Here is a 19,142-nt window from a genome sequence, read left to right on the forward strand (position 1 = left end):
ATGGCCGTCACGCTCACTCCGGCCGAGCCCGCGGTGACACCGCGCCGGCCGCGACCGGCCCGCGACCGGCACCACCGCGGCGCGAGCCGCTGGATCATCCTCGCCCTGGTCACCCTCGGCGCCCTCGCCATGCTGGTGCCGTTCGCGTTCATGCTGCTCAACGCGTTCAAGTCGCCCGGCGACTACTCGACGGGCGGCCCGCTCAGCTGGCCGTCGGAGTTCTACACCAAGGGCCTGCGGACGTACTGGACCGAGGTCAACTTCCCGCTCAAGCTCTGGAACTCCACGCTCATCGCGGGCTCCGTCGCGGTGCTCGGCGTCGTCGTGTCGCTGCTCAACGCGTACGCCCTGGGCATCGGCCGGGTCCGCGGCCGGCTCTGGATCGTGGGGCTCTTCCTGCTGGCCAACATGCTGCCGCAGGAGGCGCTGATCTACCCGCTGTACTACGCCGCGAAGCAGGTCGGCCTCTACAACACCCAGCTGTCGGTGATCATCATCTTCACCGTGATCCAGAGCGCGTTCGGCACCTACCTGCTCGCCTCGGTACTCGGCACGTTCCCCCGCTCGCTGCTGGAAGCGGCGGCGCTGGACGGCGCGGGCAGGTGGACGATCCTGTGGCGGGTGGTCTTTCCCAACCTGCGGCCGACCCTCGCGGTGCTGCTGATCTTCTTCTTCATCTGGACGTGGAACGAGTTCCTCATCCCGCTGGTCATGCTCATCGACAACCAGACGCAGACCATCCCGGTCGCGCTCGCGTCGTTGCAGGGCGACCGGTTGATGGACGCTCCGACCACCAACGCCGGCGCGCTGATCAGCCTCCTCCCGGCCATCCTCTTCTTCCTCATCTTCCAGCGCACCCTTTCGCGCGGCATCACGGCAGGAGCCGAGAAGTGAAGTTCACCGACGGGTACTGGCAACTGCGACCGGGGGTCACCGTGCTGCGGCCCGGCACGGTCGAGTCGGTGGAGCCGGACGACCGTGGGTTCACCGTCTTCGCCCCCACCGGCCGGACCGCCGGCCGCGGCGGCACCCTGAACCGGCCGGTCGTCACCGCCCGGTTCTTCTCCCCCGCCCCCGGGATCGTCGGCGTGACCATCGCCCACCACCTGGGCGGGGCCCCGAAGCTCCCCGCGTTCGAACTGGCCGGCGGCGAGGAGCACCCGGTCACCGTCGACGTCACCGGCATCACCGCCACGCTGACCACCGGCGAACTCACCGCCCGGGTCGCGCTGATCGACGGGTGGCGGGTCGACTTCCTGCACGGCGACCGCCTGCTCACCTCGTCCACCGAACGCAGCGTCGGCATCGTCACCGACGCCGAGGGCCGCGAGTACGTGCACGAGCGGTTGGGCCTCGACGTCGGCGAAGCGGTGTACGGGCTGGGCGAGCGGTTCGGCGCCTTCGTCAAGAACGGCCAGACCGTCGACATCTGGAACGCCGACGGCGGCACCGCCAGCGAGCAGGCGTACAAGAACGTCCCGTTCTACCTGAGCAACCGCGGCTACGGCGTGTTCGTCGACCACCCCGAGCACGTCTCGTTCGAGATCGGCTCCGAGGTGGTGTCGCAGAACCAGTTCAGCGTCGAGGGGCAGACGCTCACCTACTACCTCATCGACGGGCCCACGCCGAAGGACGTGCTGCGGCGCTACACCGCGCTGACCGGACGACCCGCCCGGGTGCCGGCCTGGTCGTACGGGCTGTGGCTCTCCACGTCGTTCACCACGGCGTACGACGAGAAGACCGTCACCGAGTTCATCGACGGGATGGCGGAGCGGGACCTCCCGCTGTCGGTGTTCCACTTCGACTGCTTCTGGATGCGGCAGTACCACTGGGTCGACTTCGTCTGGGACCCGGCCACCTTCCCCGACCCCGAGGGGATGCTACGCCGGCTGCACGAGCGCGACCTCAAGGTGTGCGTGTGGATCAACCCGTACATCGCCCAGCGGTCGTACCTGTTCGAGGAGGGCCGGCGCGCCGGCTACCTGGTGCGCCGGCCCGACGGGTCGGTCTGGCAGTGGGACAAGTGGCAGGCCGGCATGGCGCTGGTGGACTTCACCAACCCGGACGCCGTCGCCTGGTACACGGGGAAGCTCAAGGCGCTGCTGGACATGGGCGTCGACTGCTTCAAGACCGACTTCGGCGAGCGCATCCCGACCGACGTGGTCTGGCACGACGGGTCGGACCCGCAGCGGATGCACAACTACTACACCCACCTCTACAACCGGGCGGTCTTCGAACTGCTGGAGGCCGAGCGCGGGAAGGGCGAGGCGGTGCTGTTCGCCCGGTCGGCCACGGCCGGCGGGCAGCAGTTCCCCGTGCACTGGGGCGGCGACTGCGAGTCGACGTTCGTGTCCATGGCCGAGTCGCTGCGCGGGGGGCTGTCGCTCGCCGCGTCCGGCTTCGGCTACTGGAGCCACGACATCGGCGGCTTCGAGGGCACCCCCGACCCGGCGGTGTTCAAGCGGTGGATCGCCTTCGGGCTGCTCTCCTCGCACTCCCGGCTGCACGGCTCCGGCTCCTACCGGGTGCCGTGGGCCTTCGACGAGGAGGCGGTCGACGTGCTGCGGCACTTCACCCGGCTCAAGCTGAGCCTCATGCCGTACCTGGCCGGGGTCGCCGAGGAGGCGCACCGCGACGGCGTGCCGATGATGCGCCCGATGGTGGTCGAATTCCCGGACGACCCGACCGCCACCTACCTCGACCGGCAGTACATGCTCGGCCCCGACGTGCTGGTGGCGCCCGTGCTGAACGCCGACGGGCAGGTCACCTTCTACGTGCCGGCCGGCACCTGGACGCGCCTGGTGAGCGGCGCGCAGCTCACCGGGCCGGCCTGGGTGACCGAGAAGCACGGGTTCGACAGCCTGCCCGTGCTGGCCCGACCCGGCGCGGTGATCCCGTTCGGCGCCCGCACCGACCGGCCGGACTACGAGTGGGCCGACGGCGTGCGGTTGCGGCTCTACGCCCCGGCGGAGGGGCAGCGGACCCGGGTGCGGGTGCCGTCGCCGGGAGCGGGGTGCGGCGCCGAGTTCGAGGTGCGCTACGAGGGCGGGACGGCCACCGCCGAGCTGGTGGCGGGCGCCTCGACGGCGTACGACTGCGAGGTACAGGGGGTGCGGCGATGACGGAACACATCTTCCCGGAGGGGTTCGTCTGGGGCTCCGCCACGGCGGCGTACCAGATCGAGGGTGCGGCCACCGAGGGTGGCCGGGGGCGGTCCATCTGGGACACCTACAGCCACACCCCCGGCCGTACGCGCAACGGCGACACCGGCGACGTGGCGGCGGACCACTACCACCGCTGGCCGGAGGACCTGGGACACATCGCCGACCTCGGCCTCGGCGCGTACCGGTTCTCAGTCTCCTGGCCCCGGGTGCAGCCGGGCGGCTCCGGCGCGTTCAACCGGGCCGGCCTGGACTTCTACTCACGGCTGGTGGACGGGCTGCTGGAGCGCGGCGTGCGGCCGGTGGCCACGATGTACCACTGGGACCTGCCGCAGGAGCTGGAGGACGCCGGCGGGTGGGCGGCGCGGGACACCGCGCTGCGGTTCCAGGAGTACGCGGCCGGGATCGTCGAGGCGCTGGGCGACCGGGTGCACACCTGGACCACGCTGAACGAGCCGTGGTGCTCGGCGTTCCTCGGCCACGCCTCGGGGGTGCACGCGCCCGGCCGTACCGAGCCGGCGGCGGCGCTGGCCGCGGTGCACCACCTCAACCTCGCGCACGGCCTGGCCGGCCGGGTGGTCCGCGAGCTGGCCCCGGCGGCCGAGCTGTCGGTGACGCTGAACCTGCACGTCGTCCGCCCGGCGTCGGACTCGGCCGCGGACCGGGACGCGGTGCGGCGCATCGACGCGCTGGCCAACCGCGCGTTCCTCGGCCCGATGCTGGACGGGGCCTACCCGGCCGACCTGCTGGCCGACACCGCCGCGGTCACCGACTGGTCGTTCGTCCACGACGGCGACGAGAAGCTGATCGCGGTGCCGCTGGACGTGCTCGGGGTCAACTACTACTCCAGCACGCTGGTCCGGGCCTGGGACGGGGTCTCGCCCCGGTCGGACGCGGACGGGCACGGCGCGTCCGCGTACTCGCCCTGGGTGGCCGCCGACGACGTCGACTTCCTGCCGCAGCCCGGCCCGCACACCGCGATGGGCTGGAACATCGATCCGGCCGCCCTGACCGAGCTGCTGCTCCGCCTGCACCGGGAGTACCCGGGCCAGCCGCTGATGATCACCGAAAACGGCGCGGCCTTCGACGACGTGGTGGCGCCCGACGGCACGATCCAGGACGACCGGCGGATCGACTACCTGCGCCGGCACATCGCCGCGACGGCCGAGGCCCGGGCGCAGGGTGCGGACGTGCGCGGCTACTTCGTCTGGTCGCTGCTCGACAACTTCGAGTGGGGCTACGGGTACGACCGCCGCTTCGGGATCATCCGGGTCGACTACGACACCCAGGTCCGCACCTGGAAGGAGAGCGCGCACTGGTACCGCCGCCTGGTTGCCAGCGGCCGGCTGGACCAGCCGGCGGAGTGAGCAGCTACATCTGCCGCCCATCTGACTTCCATGATCGACAGAAAATCTAGACGCTGCCTTTGCCGGCGTGGATGGCAGCCTGCTCCACCCGCTGGCGGTAGTCCAGCCACCATGGTTCGTCGGCGGGGGGCAGGTTGTCGTTCCCGGGCAGCAGCCCGGCCGCGCCGTCGATGAGTTCGCGCACGATGTCAGCGTGGCCGGCGTGCCGTTGTGTTTCCGCGATGACGTGGATCAGGACGTGGTGCAACGTGACCGCTGCATCCCCCCACCACGGCACGCGCCCGACGTCATCCAGCGCGAGGGCTTCAATGGTGGCGTCGGCGTGGGCGCTCGCGCGACGGTACAGAGCGACGATCTCCTCGCGGGTCTCGTCCGCGGTCGCCCACATGTCGGCATTGGTCTCCGCTCCGTCGCCGACGTACGGCAACTTTTGCTCGAACGGCCGGCCGAACACAACGCCGAAGTAGAGGATCTCGCAGGCCGCCGCGTGTTTCACCAGACCGAGCAAGTTGGTGGCGGTCCGGGTCAGCGGGCGCCGAATGTCGTATTCGCTGAGCCCGTCGAGCTTCCACAGCAGCGCGTCGCGGCCGCCCTTCAAGTAACTCTGCAGGTCTGCCTTCACGGCGCCACTATGGCAGCTGGTCGAGGGTCGGCGCTGCCCCGCACAGAGATCATGATCCGCGGGACAGACCCTAGGCGGAGGCCGAGGTCGCGGCCGGCGGGACGGCATGGCCCGCGTCGAAGACGCCGTCCGGGTCGTAGGTCGCCCTGATGCGGCGCAACGCTGCCCAGTTCTGCGGGGTGAACGCCGACGCGGTGCGGGACGGGTCACGCAGGAAGTTGAGGAAGCTGCTGCCGAGACCACAGCGGGACAGCGCCGCCCCGGTCTGCGCGGACGGCACCGTGTCGAGGATGACCGACAGTGGGGCGTCGCGATGGGCGGCGGCGCCGTCGTCACGGGCGATGCGGCCGCCCCATTGGCGGATCTCTACGGTGGCGTCCGGCTCGGCCACCAGCGCGGCCACCAGATCATCGTCGAGCGTGCGGACCTGGTCGAACGTACGGGCGAAGGTGCCGCCCATCGCGGCCTGCGCGTAGTCGACGACCCGCATGTCGTCCGCGGCGACCGGCCCGGCGACCGCCCACAGCGGCTCCAGCAGTGCCCGGCCGCGGTCGGCGTCACCGGCGTACATCGCCTTGACGACGAGCGATCCGTCACGGGTGAGGAGCACGGCGGTGCTGAGCGAGTCCGGCACCCGTTCGATCCACTGCCGGTAGAAGGCGAGCGTCTCGGCGGCCCGCTCGCGGCCGAAGGTGACCGCGCCGGCGTACACCCGCGTGACCGGGTAGAGGCGGAACTCGAGTGCGGTGACCACGCCGAACGAGCCTCCGCCGCCGCGCAGCGCCCAGAACAGGTCGGGGTTCCGTTCGGCGCTGGCCGTCTCCAGCCTTCCGTCGGCGGTGACGACCTGTGCGCGCAGCACACTGTCGGCGGCGAGGCCGTGCCGGCGGGCCAGCCAGCCCAGGCCGCCGCCCAGCGTGTAGCCGGTCACCCCCACGTCGGGTGAGGAGCCGGAGAGCGCCGCGAGCCCGAACGGAGCGGCTGCCCTCAGCACGTCGCCCCACCGCGCGCCGGGGCCGACGCGGGCGACCCGGCGGTCCGGGTCGATCAGGACCGACGCCATCGCGCCGGTGTTGAGCAGCAGCGCTCCGTCGTGCGCCAGGTGGGTGCCGTGACCGGTGGCCTGGACGGCGAACGGCAACGCGTGGCGACGGGCGGCCAGCACCGCCTGACGCACGTCGGCCGGGCCGGCGGCACGGACCACGGCGGCGGGATGAGGGTCGAGAGCGGGGTTGAGGGGCCTGCGGTGCTCGTCGTAGCCCTTGTCGCCGGGCAGGAAGACGGGGCCGCCGGTACGCAGCGTCTGTCGGATCGTCATGCCCGTCAGACCCCCGGGTCGCACGCAACTCATCGGTCCGGGGAGCGATGAGTTTCCCGTCCCCGGATGGTCCTATCCAGGTGGTGGCCCCCGCGATCTCCTTTCCCGTCGGTCCGACGGTGACCCGCACCGACATTCCCGTCGTGTGCGCGGAACTCGCCGAGCGGCTACGTGGCCGTGGCCCTGGCGTCGTGACCTGCGACGTGGCCGGCATCGCCCGGCCCGACGTGGTGACGGTCGAGGCGCTGGCTCGGCTGCGCGTGACCGCGCGGCGGCAAGGCTGGTGCCTGGTCGTCAGCGGCGCCGGCCCGGGTCTGCGGCAGCTCGTCGCCCTGCTCGGGCTGGCCGACGCGTTACCCGAGGCGGGCCGGCAGGCCGAACACCGGGAACAGGCGGGCGGTGTCGAGGAAGTTGGTGACCGCGGTGATCCGCCCGGCTGAGAGCTCCAGCACGATCAGCGCCCACGGGTCGTGCCCCGACCCGGTGAGGCTGGGCCGGTACTGCCCGAACGCCGGCATGCCGTTGGCCGCCACCGGCACCAGCCGGGACCCGCGGCAACCGCTGCCCGTACCGGACATCCAGGCGAGGATGTCGGCGTGGCCGCGCAGCCACAGCGGCAGCGGCGGCATCGACAGCGTCACGTCCTCGTGCAGCAGCGTCGTGAGCGCCTCCAGGTCGTACGCCTCGAAGGCCTTCACGTAACGCGCGAGCAGCGCCTGCTGCTCGTCGTCCATCGGCTTGTACACGCCGGTGGCGATGTCGGCGGTCGCGAGTGTGGTGCGGGCCCGCTGAAGGGCGCTGTTGACGCTCGCCACCGAGGTGTCGAGGAGATCGGCGACCTCCTGGGCCGACCACGCCAGCACCTCGCGCAGGATCAGCACGGCCCGCTGGCGCGGTGGCAGGTTTTGCAGCGCCGCGACGAACGCCAGCCGGACGGACTCGCGCTCGGCGACCACGTCGGCCGGGTCGCTGGTTTCCGGCAGCACCCGGCTGTCCGGCGCCGGGCCCACCCAGATCTCGTCGGGGCGCGGCTCACCCGGCTCGGTGGCGCGGCCGGAGCCGGCCGGGCCGAGGTCCATCGGCAGGACCCGCCGCTGGGCGCTGGAGAGCATGGTCAGGCAGACGTTCGTCGCGATCCGGTACAGCCACGAGCGCAGCGCCGACCGCCCTTCGAACCGATCGAAGCCGCGCCAGGCCCGTACGAACGTGTCCTGCACGGCGTCCTCGGCCTCGAAGACGGACCCCAGCATCCGGTAGCAGTAGCCGGTCAGCTCCGACCGGTACGCCTCAAGTTGCGCCTCGACCGGTGTGCCGGTCGCCACATCACTCACCCGACCACGGTAGCCGACCACTCCGACGGCGCCGTCCACCATCGCGGCCCGGTCCCGCCCGGCTCGGAAAATTCACGCCGCCGGCAGCGATGAGTTCCCGGGGCCCCGCCGGTCAGTACCGGTGTCAACTCGACGACGACTCACGAGGAGCACATCATGACCGCCACGCAGTGGAGCACCGGCTCGGGGCAGTACGCCGACGTCAACGGCATCAACCTGTACTACGAGACGCACGGCGCGGGACGCCCGATGATCCTGCTGCACGGAGGTCTCTGCTCGGGTGAGATGTTCGCGCCGATCCTGCCCGTGCTGGCCGAGCACCACCAGGTCATCCTGGTGGACCTGCAGGGGCACGGCCGCACCGCCGACATCGACCGGCCGCTCGACGTGACGCTGATGGCCGACGACGTTGCCGCGCTCATCGACCACCTCGGGCTGCAGAAGCCGGACGTCGCCGGCTACTCCCTCGGTGGCGGGGTCGCGCTCCAGCTGGCGATCAGGCACCCGCACACGGTGGGCCGGCTCGTCGCCGCGTCGGCGCACATCCGCCGCGACGCGATCTACCCGGAGATGCTTCAGCAGCAGGGCCAGGTGAGCGCGGCGGCCGCCGAGTTCATGAAGGACACCCCGATGTACGAGCTCTACCAGCGGGTGGCGCCGCGCCCGGAGGACTTCCCCCGGCTGCTGGACAAGATCGGTGCGGCGATGGCGAAGGACTTCGACTACACCGAGGAGGTCCGCGGCCTGCAGGTGCCGACGCTGATCGTCGCCGCCGACGCGGACATGGCGCCGCCGAGCCACTACGTCGAGGTCTTCAAGCTGCTCGACGGCGGCCTGCGGGACGGCGGCTGGATGGGCGAGAGCCGGCCGAAGGGCGGCCACGCGCTGTCCATCCTGCCCGGGTTGACGCACTACGACATCGGCGTCTCCCCGCTCTTCGCCGCGGTCACCCTCGCCTTTCTCGACAAGCAGAACTGAGCCGGCGGCCGGGTCACCTGCCAGCGGTCGCTCATCGCCTCCGGCTGGCCGCTGTCGACGGACCATGGGCAACCGAAGGGCGGTCGGTGCACCAGTGAACCGGCCGCCCTCGGCCATAGCCAGGCAGCTCCAGGAGGGTGTTTGAGAAGGTCTGCGGTGGATGGCGTGGCGGGATGAAACCTGCTGGCAGGTCGGACAGGGTGGCCGGTGTCTGCGCGTCGTGGCTCCCCCTCGGCGTGACCGATGCCCAGTGGCGCTGATCGAGCCGTGGTACCCGACCTGCACCCGCCTATCAAGGCTGCCGGGAATCCCGATCCGGCTGTCCACCGGCATGGACGTCCCCACCACTGGTGTTGTCGTTGTGACCTACAGGAGGTCATCTCTTGGATACCAGGATCCGGAACGTCCGACTGAACGCCACGTCAAACGCGCAACTCATGGCTCTGGCCAACGCCGGGGCCGCAGCTTTCGGCCATACCGCCACACTCCAGGTGGAACAGGCCCTGGCCCAGCTTCTGCGGTTACGCGTCGCACAGATCAACAATTGCAGCTACTGCCTTCTGGTGCACCACGCCGCCGCCCGTACCGCCGACATCCCGCCGTCCAAGATCGAGACCCTCACCGCGTGGTGGGAGACGCACCTGTTCACCGAGGAGGAGCGCGCCGCGCTGGCCTACGCCGAGGCGTTGACCCGAGCCGCCGACGCCACCGTCAACAACCGGGTCCAGGAGGCACACGACAGGATGACCACGCACTTCACGGAGGACGAGATCCTGGAGATCGTGGCCGTTGTGATCAACATGAACATCTGGACGCGACTCAAGCTCGCCGAGGGCGCCATGCCCACGACGGCGCCTCCCGGGTGAGTTGATACCCGGCCCTGTCGTCGGAACAGGCTGGCGGCCGTCCGGTCTTCCTGCTGGCGACCTTGGCACTGTCGCGGTCCTGCCAGCTCGCCGCGATCACGGTCACGGTGACCAAAACAGGCCCAAGGTGTCGGAGATGATGAACCGCTTCCGACCGTTGATCTTCTTCCCAGCGTCGTAGCCCCGGCTGTCAGGTTTCGTCTCGCCAGGCGGTCCACAACAGACCTTCTCGAACACCCGCTAAGGCTGAATCCCGGACCGTCGCCTAGACGCCCACGCGCTGCGGCGGGACGGTGAGGCCGTAGAGCGCCATCAACTCCGGCGTGTCCACACGGCTGCCGTCGGCCACCGAGTCGCACGAGATGTCGACGATCTGGTCCTTGTGCGCCAGCAGGTAGGGCCGGGCGCCGACGTCGGCGCTGGCCAGGGTGGCGATGCCGGACCAGTGCCGGCGGCCGAACAGCATCGGGTAGCCGCGCAGCCCGCTGTAGGTGGCGCAGACCAGCACGTCCGGGTACGGGAGGGCGACCACCCGGCGCACCGCGGCGGGGGTCAGGCCGGGCATGTCGACCGGTACCACCACGACCGCCTCGATCGCCTCGTCGTCCAGCGCGGCGAGGCCGGCGCGGATGGACGAGCCGACCCCGGTCCCCCAGGCCCGGTTGACCACCACGGTGGCCCCGGTCAGGTCCGCCGTCTCGCGGACCTGGTCGGCCGCGGCGCCCAGCACCACCACGATCCGCGCACAGCCCGCCTCGGCCATCGTGTCGATCATCCGGCTGACCAGGGGCTTCTCCCCCTGGTGCAGCAACGCCTCCGGGCCACCGATCCGGCGGCCGCCGCCCGCGGCGATGATCATTCCTGCGATCCGGTTCAGCTGCGCCCCCTCCACCGTGGAGCGGACCGTGGCCCGAGGCACGGCCCGCTCCGTCGTACGGACATCGGGAGCAACGAGGAGGAGGGGGATCGGGTAGCGGGGCGAAAAGGAAGAATAGTGCAACCGTTATCCACCGGACCAACGGTCGCCGCCTGTGCCGGCGATCAGGCTCGTCAGGCCGCGTCGGCGTAGCAGTCGACGATGGACAGGTCGAGCGGGAACCGCACCGGAGTGTCGCCGAAGAGCAGGCCGGCAGCCCGCTCGCCGCAGCGGCGCACCGCCTCGGCCACGGCGTCGGCCTGCCCGGCCGGGCAGTGCACGATCACCTCGTCGTGCTGGAAGAAGACCAGCTCGGCGGCGCTGCCGGCGAGCTCGCCGCGGAGCGTGGCCAGCAGCGTGGCGGCCCACTCGGCGGCGGTGGCCTGGATGACGAAGTTGCGGGTGAACCGGCCCCGGGACCGAGCCGCCCGGGCCCGGCTCGACTGCGGGTCGGCCCCGGCGTCCGGATCGCCCTGGTCGCCGTCGGCGAAGCCGGCCGTCCCGGGCGGGCAGGTGCGCCCGAGCCAGGAGCGGACCAGCCCGCCGGCCTCGCCGGTGCGGGCGGCCGCCTCGACGTAGCCGAAGGCGGTCGGGTAGTTGCGGCGCAGCACGGCCAGCGCCGGCACCGCCGCGCCGCCGGTCTGTCCGTACATCGCGCCGAGCAGGGCCACCTTGGCCCGGGCCCGGTCGCCGCCGAACGCGTCCTGGGCGAGCGCGGCGTAGAGGTCGCCGGCCCCGCCGGCCGCGGCGAGCCGGGCGTCGCCGGAGACCGCGGCGAGCACCCGGGGCTCCAGCTGGCCGGCGTCGGCGACCACGAACCGCCAGCCCGGATCGGCCACCACCGCCCGACGGATCACCTTCGGGATCTGCAACGCGCCGCCGCCCCGGGTCGCCCACCGGCCGGAGACCACCCCGCCGGGGACGTACTCCGGCTGGAACCGGCCGTCGCGCACCCAGGCGTCGCGCCAGGCCCAGCCGTGCGCCGTCCAGATCCGGTAGAGCTCCTTGTATTCCAGCACCAGCGGCACCGCCGGGTGGTCCACCCCGCGCAGCACCCAGGCCCGGGTGTTGGGCAACTCGACGCCCGCGCGGGCGAACGCCCGCAACAGCTCCGCCGGGGAGTCGGCGTGCAGCTGGCGTACGCCGAACGCGTCGGCGATCCGGGCCGCCAGCTCGGCCAGCCGGCGGGGCGGACCGCCGACCGGGGACGGCTCGCCGAGCAGCTCGGCGAGGATCTCGTCGTGCACCTCGGCCCGCCAGGGCAGCCCGGCGGCGCCCATCTCCACGGCGATCAGGGCACCCGCCGACTCGGCGGCCACCAGCAGCCGGAACCGGCCGGGATGCTCGGTGGCGGCGATCCGGGCGAGCTGGTCGGCGTACACCTCGACCAGGGCCTCGATGCCGGGCCCCGGCGGGCCGGGCAGGGTGTCGAAGAGCGCGCCCTGGCCGTGGCCGGGCGGCGCGGCCGGGCGCGGCGGCGGGTCGGCCGGCACCGGGGCGCCGGTGAGCCGGGCCCGGGCGGCGGCCAGCGAGCGCGGCTCGCCCCAGCGGCCGGCGTGACCCAGCAGCAGCGCCTCGGTCAGCTCCACGTCGTGGCAGCGCTCGACCCGCACCCCGGCGCGCAGCAGGGCCGGGTAGACCACCGCCCCGGACGCCCAGACCCAGCGCGGTTGCTCGGCGCGCTCCCGGGCGGCCACCGCGGCGGCCAGGTCGGCGGCCGGCTCGACCGGGCCGGCCGGCCGGCCGGTGGCGTCGAGCGGTTGCAGGACGCCCCCGCCCCGCTCGTCGGACACCACCGCCATCACCAGCACGGATGCGATTCTGCCTCGCCCCTGCGACACTCCCCGCCGCCCCCGCCCGGGGCGACACCGCGCCCCCGGGCCGACACCGCCCCCGCCCGGGCGACACCGCCCTACCCGGCCGACACCGCCCCCGCCCGGGGCGACGAACACCCGCCCCCGGAGCGACGCACACCCGCGCCGGGAGCGACGCGCGTCCGTGTCGAACCGCCCGCGTCCGGGGTGCCGGCGGCGGAACGGGCGTCGCCGGGCGGCGGCGTGGTGCGGCGTCGGCCAGATGCCCGGGAGCGGCCACCCAAAGAGTGGCCGTCCCCGTGGAACGGCCACTCTTTGAATGCCTTCCCGCACCGAGCCCCCGGCCCGGACCGGCCGGGGTTCGGCGGCCGGCGTTACTTGACGGCGCCGGAGGTGAGGCCGGACTGGATCTGCCGCTGGAAGATCGCGTAGACGACGATCATCGGCAGGATGGAGAGGGTCAGCGCGGCGAAGAGCGCCGCCCAGTCCGCCTCGTAGCCGGCTGAGGTGGAGATGCTGGCGATGCCCTGGGTGAGCACCCACTTCTGGTCGGCGCCCTGCCCCTGCATCAGCGCCACCGGCAGCAGGTACTGGTTCCACTGGCCGATGATGTTGAAGATCGCGATGCTGACCAGGCCCGGCCGGGCCATCGGCATCATGATCCGGAAGAACAGCCGGGTGTGCGACGCGCCGTCGATCATCGCCGCCTCCGCCACCGACTGCGGCAGGGTCTTGAAGAACGCCGCCAGGAAGAAGACGGTGAACGGCAGTGAGTAGGCGATGTAGACCAGGATCAGGCCGGTGTAGGTGTTCAGCAGGCCCAGGTTGTTGACCACCAGGAAGAGCGGCACCAGGGCGAGGAACACCGGGAACGCCAGGCCGGAGACGAACAGGTAGTAGATCGCCCGGTTGCCCGGGAACGGATAGCGGGCCAGCACGTACGCGGCCATCGACCCGAACAGCATGGTGCCGGCGGTGCTCAGCGTCACCACGAAGACGCTGTTGAGGAAGTACCGGCCGACGTTCGCCTCGCTCCAGGCGCGGGCGTAGCTGCCGAAGCTGAACTCCGTCGGCAGCGCGAAGGGGCTGCCCAGGAAGATCTCGGTGTTGCTCTTGAACGAGGCGAGGATGGTCCAGAGCAGCGGAGCGACCACGAGGATCGCCCAGACCAGCAGGGCGATGTGCCCGAGGCCGCTGAGCAGGCCGACCTCGGCGCGCTGCCCGCGCCGCCCGAGCCGGCCCCGCCGGGGGTCGGGGGTGCCCGGGCCGGCCGGGGCCGCCGGCGCACTCGGAGCGATTTCTGTCGTCATCTTCAGACCCCGCCTTACAGCTCGATCGTGTCACGCCGGCTGACGCGCAGGGTGAGCGCCGCGAACGTGATCGTCAGGAAGAACAGCGCCACGCCCATCGCCGAGGCGTAGCCGAACTGGGAGTAGCTGAACGCGTTGCGGTAGATCTCCATGCCCAGCACGGTGGTGGCCCCGTCCGGGCCGCCCTGGTCGACCGAGAGCACCTGCACGATGGCGAAGGCGTCGAAGGCGGCGATGCCGAGGTAGACCCAGGCGACCTGGAGGGTGTCCCAGAGCAGCGGCAGGGTGATCCGGAAGAACATCGCCGACCGGCCGGCCCCGTCGATGGTCGCCGCCTCGTAGATGTCCTTCGGCACCGACGCCATGCCGGCGCTGAAGAGCACCACGTAGAAGCCGACCGCCTGCCAGACCAGCACGCCGACGATCGACCAGAGCGCGATCTTCGGATTGGCCATGAAGAGCACCGGGTCCGCCCCGACCAGCCCCAGCGCACCGTTGAGCAGCCCGCTGTCGTCCGGGGCGTAAACCCGGCTGAAGATCACGCCGACGATGACCACGGCCAGGACCTGGGGGAAGAAGAACACCACCCGGTAGAACCTCGACCCCCAGACCCCGGTCATCACGCCGCCCCGGCTCCCCCCGCCCACGTTGAGCATGAAGGCGAAGAAGAGCGCGATGACGATCGTGAGCAGCGGCATGGCAAGCAGCAGGACACCGTGGTGCCGGACCGCTTTCCAGAAGATGTCGTCGGACAGCAGCCGCTCGAAGTTCTCCAGACCGATGAACTTCGGGTTGGCGCTCACTCCCCGCCAGTTGGTGGTGGCGAGATAGAACGCCTGGGCGTACGGCCCGATGACGAAGGTCACGTAGATCGCGACCGGCACCGCCAGGAAGCCGACGATGAACGGGTACCTGCCATGCCGCATGGTTGTTCTCCGCTCGTTCCCTACGCCCGGCTCAGCGCTTGAACTTCTCGATGGACGAGTCCTTCTTCACCGCGTCGGCGACCTTCTGCATCCGGTCGCAGAACTTCTGCGCGTTGCCGCCGTTGAACATCAGCTCGTTGGTGGCCGCCCGCGCCTCGTCGTCGAGCTTCTTGTACCAGGTGTCGAAGCGGTAGGCGAAGTAGTCGCTGCCGGCCGCCGACAGCATCGCGTTGCCGCTGGTGAGACCGGGCGAGATCTCCAGGCCGTCGACCGCGCCCTTGACCACGGTGAGCACCTTGGTCAGCTCGGTGAAGCCCTTCGCGCCCTCCTTGGAGAGCATGTGCCGCAGGTACTCCATGCCGCCGCGCGGGTTCTTGCCCTTCGAGGCGACGAAGTACATCTCGCCGGCCGCCGCGTAGATCGCGGTCTGCGGCAGCTTGTCCGAGGTGGTCACGCTGGGAACCGGCATGACCGCGTACTTGAACCCGGGCGGGGTGTCCTTGGCCTGCTCGTTCTCCAGCCAGGAGCCGCTGGGGTAGAACGCCACCTTGCCCTGGTTCTGCTGGAGCTGGACCTCGGTGTGCTTGAGGCCCAGGTGCGCCTTGTTGCCGTACTTGGCGCCGATCTCGGCCCAGGCCGCCGCGGCCTGCTTGACCGGCTCGGCCTGCCAGGCGCCGTCCTCCAGGTTGTCGATGTTCTTCAGCACGTCCGGCCCGCCGATCTTGGCGGCGCTGGTCAGGATGACCAGGTACTGGTAGTACGCGGCGTTCGCCCCGGCGTACGAGTACGGGGTGATGCCGGCCGCCTTGATCTTGTCGCAGAGCGCGGTGAACTCGGTCCAGTTCTTCGGCGCGGCCCAACCGTTCTTCTCGAACAACGCGCTGTCGTACCAGAGCCCGAAGACGGTGAAGGCGTAGTTGAGCACGTACGGCTTGCCGTTGAAGGTGCCCTGCTCGACGGTGCCCGGGATCAGGGTGTCCTTGACCTTCTTGCTCGCGTCGTCCAGCGACGGCGCGTCGAACAGCTCGGTGAGGTCCTGCACCTGGCCGGCCTGCACCAGCGCGCCCTGGTCCATCAGCTTCGAGCCGGCGTTGTTCACCATGTCCGGCGGGGTGTTGCTGGTGAACCGCGGCTGCAGGACGGTGGCGACCTCCTCGGTCTGGGAGAACTTCACCTCCGCCTTGGGGAACTTCTTCTTGTACGACGGGATGTGCACGTCGGTGGCGTACTTGGTGCCCAGGCCACCGTTGAAGATGACCACCTCCAGGGCGGCGTCGTCCTTGACGCCCAGCGGGTTCTCCGCGGACTTCTCACCGGCGGCCTGGTCGGTCGGCTCGTCGTCGCCGCCGCTGACGCAACCGCTCAGCAGACCGACGGCCGGGGTGGCCAGCAGGCCCACCGCGGCGGCCCGGCGCAGCACGGTCCGGCGGCTCAGGTCGGCCGGGTTCTCGGGGGTAATCGACATCGTCGTCTCTCCTTGAGATGTTCGGGTCAGGCGGTCCGCCGGAGGCGCCCGGCGTACCGCGACTCGAGGGCGAGGTTGTGCTCGTCCCCGCCGGGGACGTTGGCGGAGAGGTAGATAGGGGGTACCTCTCCGGCCTGGTGGAACCGTCGTACGACCTCGGCGGTCAGCAGCTGCGCCAGCAGCGCCGCGGTGACCGAGGAGACCGCACAGACCGCGCCGCCGCCCTCGAGCGGCAGCAGTGCGTCGCCGTACGGCGCGCCGTTGTCCAGCACGACGTCGGCGAGGTCGGCGAGCCGCCGGCCGGACGGGTGCCGGGGGGCGACCCGTGCCGTGTGCTCGACCGAGGTGACCGCGATCAACGGATGACCGCGCCCGGTGACCAGCGCCGCCAGCTCGACCACCGAGCCGTTGATGCCGGACTGGGACGCCACCACGAACACGTCCTGCGGCTGGGGGTCCGCCAGGGCGTAGATCTGGTGGGCGATGGTGGGGTCGCGCTCCAGCTTCGGATCGGCGAGCACGCCGCGCGGGGCGTCGCCGTGCAGCACCAGGTCGTGGATGGAGAGCCGGTTGGTGGGGACCAGGCCGCCGGCCCGGGCGACCAGTTCGGCGGCGAACGCCTCGGAGTGCCCGGCCCCGAACGCCTGGAGCACCCCGCCCGCGCGCAGGCTGCCGGCGATCAGGTCGGCGGCGGCGGCGATCCCGTCCGCGCTGGCGTCGACCAGCCGGTCGAGCACCGGACGGACCGCTTCCGCGTACCCCTGGGCACTGATCATGCGCGGGCCTCCTTCGCGGCCTTGTGCCCGTCGACGGCCTGGGCGGTACGCCGGAAGGCCGCGTGGGCGCGGTCGTGGGTGCGCTGGGCGACGGCGATGTAGAGCAGGTCGAGCACCACCAGCTGCGGGTGCCGGGCGGAGAGCGCGTCGGGCCGGAAGGTGGTCGCCTGGCTGGCGGTGACCAGCACCAGGTCGGCCAGCTCGGCCAGCGGCGAGCGGGGGAAGCCGGTCAGCGCCACCGTGGTCGCGCCCCGGCTGCCCGCCTCGGCGAGCACCTCGATGGTCTCCCGGGTCTGCCCGGTGTGCGAGATGCCGAGCGCCACGTCGCCGGGGCGCAGCAGCGCGGCCGAGGCGAGCCCGGAGTGCACGTCGTTCCAGGCCCAGGCGGCCACCCCGATCCGGTGCAGGCTGAACTGCATCTCCTCGCCGACCAGCGCGCTGCCGCTGGCGCCGAAGATGTTCACCCGGGAGGCGCCGGCGATGGCCACCGCGGCCCGCTCCACCTCGGCGAGGTCGAGCAGCGCGGCGGTGTCGTGCATGGCCCGGGTGTCGGCGGCCATGATCTGGTCGAGCACCCGCTCCAGCGGGTCGTTGGGCTGGATCTCGCGTCCGATGTCGACGGTCCAGCCCGCGGAGCGGGCCCGCCCGGTTTCGGCGGCGATGCCCAGTCGCAGGTCGGCGTAGCCCTCGAAGCCCATCGCCCGGCAGAATCGGGTGATGGTGGCGGGCGAGGTCCCGCTGCGCTCGGCCAGTTCCACTATGGTGGCTCTGGCGGCCGCCTCCGGGTCGCTCAGCACGTGCTCGGCGACCCGGCGCAGCGCACCGGTCAGCTCGTCGAGGCCGCTGCGCACCCGGGCCAACACCCCGTCGGAGGGCAGCCCGCCCCGTCGGTCGAACGCGTCGGCGTCGACCACCGCGGTCCCCGCGGAGGTGTCCACCTCGTGATCAACCATGGGACGCCTTTCCGAAAAGACTGTTAACTGTTAGTGGTAAAAGTTCTTACTGCAGGGCCCTCCGTGTCAAGACCGTGGGCGAAGTTTTCAAACTGTTACCTGGCGCACAGCTCGCCGGCGGTCCCCGACCTTGCCTGCGCGCACCGGGCCGACCAGCATGAATCCGCCACCGCAGCGCAGCAGGAGGGGCCCGTGCCGATGTCCGACACCGTCGTGGTTGGTCTCGACGTCGGGGGTACGTCCACCCGGGCGACCGCCCTCACCCTGGACGGGCGGCGGCTGGGCGACGGCCGGGCCGGCGGCGGAAACCCGACCAGCCACGGCGCCGAACGGGCGGCGGCCGAACTCCTCGCCGCCCTGCGCGGCGCGCTCGCCGACGTCGACCCCGCCCGGGTACGCGCCGGCACCATCGGGCTCGCCGGGGCCGGCCGCCTGCTCGCCGACCCCGCCGGGCGGGACGCCTTCGACCGGGCCTGGCACGACGCCGGCCTGCGCTGCCCGTACGCGGTGCACGGCGACGCGCTCGTCGCGTACGCCTCGGGCACCGCCGCCCCGGACGGAACGGTGCTCATCGCCGGCACCGGCGCGATCGCCGCCCAGGTGCACGACCTGCGGCTGGACCGGGTCGCCGACGGCCACGGCTGGCTGCTCGGCGACGCCGGCTCGGGGTTCTGGCTCGGCCGGGAGGCGGTCCGCCGGCTCCTGGCCGACCTGGACTCCGCAGCGGCGCCGGGGACGCTGGGCCGGCAGGTGCTCACCGACCTGCTCGGCACGGCCGAGGTGGCGGCCCGCCCCCGGGACACCGTCGACGCGCTGATCCAGGCGGTCACCCGGCGCCCGCCGGTGGAACTTGCCCGGCTGGCCCCGCGAGTGGTCGCCGCGGCGGTGGCCGGCGAGCCGGCGGCGACCGGACTGATCGCCGAGGCCGCCGGTCACCTGGTGGAGAGCGTGCGCCGGATCCGGCCGGCCGGCGCGGTCAGCCCGCTCGTGCTCGGCGGCGGACTGCTCACCGGGGACACCCCGCTGGCCGCCGCGGTGCGGATCGAGGCGGCCCGGCGCTGGCCGGACACACCGCTGCGCTCCGCCGGGGACGGCGCCGCCGCGGCGGCCTGGCTCGCCGCCCGGGAACTGCCCGAGGTGGACGACCCGGTCGCCCTGCACGCCCTCCTCGTTGCCACCGCCACCTGACTCGCGCCCCGCGCCCCGCGCCCCGCGCCCCGCGCCCCGCGCCCCGCGCCCCGCGCCCCGCGCCCCGCGCCCCGCGCCCCGCGCCCCGCGCCCCGCGCCCCGCGCCCCGCGCCAAGATCGTGCTCGATCCTTGTTGTAGTGGCCTCCGACC

At 72.1% G+C, this 19,142-nt stretch carries 17 protein-coding genes and 1 pseudogene; 7 read left to right on the forward strand and 11 right to left on the reverse strand.

Going from position 1 to position 19,142, the window contains the following annotated elements; genetic code table 11:
* From AC1WTP_RS24615 to AC1WTP_RS24625, 3 genes are read left to right on the forward strand one after another with little or no spacing between them, the layout of a single operon-like run.
* On the forward strand, window positions 1-894 hold the full coding sequence (locus tag AC1WTP_RS24615) for a carbohydrate ABC transporter permease (RefSeq protein WP_481651633.1): 894 nt from the start codon (window positions 1-3) through the stop codon (window positions 892-894).
* Window positions 891-3,122: an alpha-xylosidase gene (gene yicI, locus AC1WTP_RS24620; protein ID WP_481651634.1), complete on the forward strand. Its 2,232-nt coding sequence runs from the start codon at window positions 891-893 to the stop codon at window positions 3,120-3,122. The genes AC1WTP_RS24615 and yicI overlap by 4 nt, the downstream gene beginning before the upstream one ends.
* On the forward strand, window positions 3,119-4,528 hold the full coding sequence (locus AC1WTP_RS24625; RefSeq protein WP_481651635.1) for a GH1 family beta-glucosidase: 1,410 nt from the start codon (window positions 3,119-3,121) through the stop codon (window positions 4,526-4,528). Before yicI ends, AC1WTP_RS24625 begins: the two co-directional genes overlap by 4 nt.
* Window positions 4,529-4,574: 46 nt before the next feature.
* Here AC1WTP_RS24625 and AC1WTP_RS24630 read toward each other — a convergent pair whose 3' ends face one another.
* Both AC1WTP_RS24630 and AC1WTP_RS24635 read right to left on the reverse strand, forming a co-directional pair.
* The gene (locus tag AC1WTP_RS24630) at window positions 4,575-5,150 is read right to left on the reverse strand and encodes a DinB family protein (protein ID WP_481651636.1); all 576 of its coding nucleotides are present in this window, start codon (window positions 5,148-5,150) and stop codon (window positions 4,575-4,577) included.
* 70 nt (window positions 5,151-5,220) lie between these two features.
* Window positions 5,221-6,468, reverse strand: a complete 1,248-nt coding sequence (locus tag AC1WTP_RS24635; RefSeq protein ID WP_481651637.1) for an FAD-binding oxidoreductase — start codon at window positions 6,466-6,468, stop codon at window positions 5,221-5,223.
* Window positions 6,469-6,587: 119 nt separating this feature from the next.
* On the opposite strand from AC1WTP_RS24635, the gene AC1WTP_RS24640 reads away from it, so the two are divergent.
* Window positions 6,588-6,908 (forward strand): STAS domain-containing protein, encoded by a 321-nt coding sequence (locus AC1WTP_RS24640; protein ID WP_481651638.1) that lies wholly within the window; start codon window positions 6,588-6,590, stop codon window positions 6,906-6,908.
* On the opposite strand, the gene AC1WTP_RS24645 is transcribed toward AC1WTP_RS24640, so the two are convergent.
* On the reverse strand, window positions 6,822-7,841 hold the full coding sequence (locus AC1WTP_RS24645; protein WP_481651639.1) for a sigma-70 family RNA polymerase sigma factor: 1,020 nt from the start codon (window positions 7,839-7,841) through the stop codon (window positions 6,822-6,824). The two genes, AC1WTP_RS24640 and AC1WTP_RS24645, sit on opposite strands and share 87 nt — an antisense overlap.
* A gap of 114 nt (window positions 7,842-7,955) precedes the next feature.
* Between AC1WTP_RS24645 and AC1WTP_RS24650 the strand changes: the two genes are divergently transcribed.
* Both AC1WTP_RS24650 and AC1WTP_RS24655 read left to right on the forward strand, forming a co-directional pair.
* Entirely contained in the window at window positions 7,956-8,777 is an 822-nt protein-coding gene (locus AC1WTP_RS24650; protein ID WP_481651640.1) for an alpha/beta fold hydrolase, read from the forward strand.
* A gap of 491 nt (window positions 8,778-9,268) precedes the next feature.
* Window positions 9,269-9,643 (forward strand): carboxymuconolactone decarboxylase family protein, encoded by a 375-nt coding sequence (locus tag AC1WTP_RS24655; protein ID WP_481651641.1) that lies wholly within the window; start codon window positions 9,269-9,271, stop codon window positions 9,641-9,643.
* A 64-nt stretch (window positions 9,644-9,707) separates the two neighbouring features.
* Here the strand turns inward: AC1WTP_RS24655 and AC1WTP_RS24660 are convergent.
* The 8 genes and pseudogenes from AC1WTP_RS24660 to AC1WTP_RS24695 all read right to left on the reverse strand — a co-directional run.
* Window positions 9,708-9,829 (reverse strand): annotated as a pseudogene (locus AC1WTP_RS24660) (IS5-like element ISFal3A family transposase); the annotation flags it as partial.
* A gap of 79 nt (window positions 9,830-9,908) precedes the next feature.
* Window positions 9,909-10,502 (reverse strand): nucleotidyltransferase family protein, encoded by a 594-nt coding sequence (locus AC1WTP_RS24665; RefSeq protein ID WP_481651705.1) that lies wholly within the window; start codon window positions 10,500-10,502, stop codon window positions 9,909-9,911.
* A 191-nt stretch (window positions 10,503-10,693) separates the two neighbouring features.
* On the reverse strand, window positions 10,694-12,361 hold the full coding sequence (locus AC1WTP_RS24670; RefSeq protein WP_481651706.1) for a bifunctional 3'-5' exonuclease/DNA polymerase: 1,668 nt from the start codon (window positions 12,359-12,361) through the stop codon (window positions 10,694-10,696).
* 386 nt (window positions 12,362-12,747) lie between these two features.
* Complete coding sequence (locus tag AC1WTP_RS24675; RefSeq protein ID WP_481651642.1) at window positions 12,748-13,683, reverse strand: carbohydrate ABC transporter permease; 936 nt, start codon at window positions 13,681-13,683, stop codon at window positions 12,748-12,750.
* 14 nt (window positions 13,684-13,697) lie between these two features.
* Window positions 13,698-14,609 (reverse strand): carbohydrate ABC transporter permease, encoded by a 912-nt coding sequence (locus AC1WTP_RS24680; RefSeq protein ID WP_481651643.1) that lies wholly within the window; start codon window positions 14,607-14,609, stop codon window positions 13,698-13,700.
* Between the two features lie 31 nt (window positions 14,610-14,640).
* A complete protein-coding gene (gene ngcE, locus AC1WTP_RS24685) occupies window positions 14,641-16,074 on the reverse strand; it encodes an N-acetylglucosamine/diacetylchitobiose ABC transporter substrate-binding protein (RefSeq protein WP_481651644.1) in 1,434 nt (477 codons plus the stop codon).
* Window positions 16,075-16,100: 26 nt separating this feature from the next.
* Window positions 16,101-16,850, reverse strand: coding sequence for a sugar isomerase domain-containing protein (locus AC1WTP_RS24690; protein ID WP_481651645.1), 750 nt, complete (start codon window positions 16,848-16,850; stop codon window positions 16,101-16,103).
* The gene (locus AC1WTP_RS24695) at window positions 16,847-17,803 is read right to left on the reverse strand and encodes a MurR/RpiR family transcriptional regulator (protein WP_481651646.1); all 957 of its coding nucleotides are present in this window, start codon (window positions 17,801-17,803) and stop codon (window positions 16,847-16,849) included. Before AC1WTP_RS24695 ends, AC1WTP_RS24690 begins: the two co-directional genes overlap by 4 nt.
* Window positions 17,804-18,001: 198 nt before the next feature.
* On the opposite strand from AC1WTP_RS24695, the gene AC1WTP_RS24700 reads away from it, so the two are divergent.
* Window positions 18,002-18,991: an N-acetylglucosamine kinase gene (locus AC1WTP_RS24700; protein WP_481651707.1), complete on the forward strand. Its 990-nt coding sequence runs from the start codon at window positions 18,002-18,004 to the stop codon at window positions 18,989-18,991.
* Window positions 18,992-19,142 lie beyond the last annotated feature (151 nt).

Source organism: Micromonospora sp. R311, from assembly GCF_056780015.1.

Coding starts and splice junctions, on each gene's coding strand:
- AC1WTP_RS24670 (WP_481651706.1), bottom strand. CDS start 12,361: ATGGCGGTGGTGTCCGACGAGCGGGGCGGGGGCGTCCTGCAACCGCTC.
- AC1WTP_RS24650 (WP_481651640.1), top strand. CDS start 7,956: ATGACCGCCACGCAGTGGAGCACCGGCTCGGGGCAGTACGCCGACGTC.
- AC1WTP_RS24645 (WP_481651639.1), bottom strand. CDS start 7,841: ATGGTGGACGGCGCCGTCGGAGTGGTCGGCTACCGTGGTCGGGTGAGT.
- AC1WTP_RS24690 (WP_481651645.1), bottom strand. CDS start 16,850: ATGATCAGTGCCCAGGGGTACGCGGAAGCGGTCCGTCCGGTGCTCGAC.
- AC1WTP_RS24695 (WP_481651646.1), bottom strand. CDS start 17,803: ATGGTTGATCACGAGGTGGACACCTCCGCGGGGACCGCGGTGGTCGAC.
- AC1WTP_RS24615 (WP_481651633.1), top strand. CDS start 1: ATGGCCGTCACGCTCACTCCGGCCGAGCCCGCGGTGACACCGCGCCGG.
- AC1WTP_RS24675 (WP_481651642.1), bottom strand. CDS start 13,683: ATGACGACAGAAATCGCTCCGAGTGCGCCGGCGGCCCCGGCCGGCCCG.
- AC1WTP_RS24700 (WP_481651707.1), top strand. CDS start 18,002: ATGTCCGACACCGTCGTGGTTGGTCTCGACGTCGGGGGTACGTCCACC.
- AC1WTP_RS24680 (WP_481651643.1), bottom strand. CDS start 14,609: ATGCGGCATGGCAGGTACCCGTTCATCGTCGGCTTCCTGGCGGTGCCG.
- AC1WTP_RS24665 (WP_481651705.1), bottom strand. CDS start 10,502: ATGATCATCGCCGCGGGCGGCGGCCGCCGGATCGGTGGCCCGGAGGCG.
- ngcE (WP_481651644.1), bottom strand. CDS start 16,074: ATGTCGATTACCCCCGAGAACCCGGCCGACCTGAGCCGCCGGACCGTG.
- AC1WTP_RS24635 (WP_481651637.1), bottom strand. CDS start 6,468: ATGACGATCCGACAGACGCTGCGTACCGGCGGCCCCGTCTTCCTGCCC.
- AC1WTP_RS24625 (WP_481651635.1), top strand. CDS start 3,119: ATGACGGAACACATCTTCCCGGAGGGGTTCGTCTGGGGCTCCGCCACG.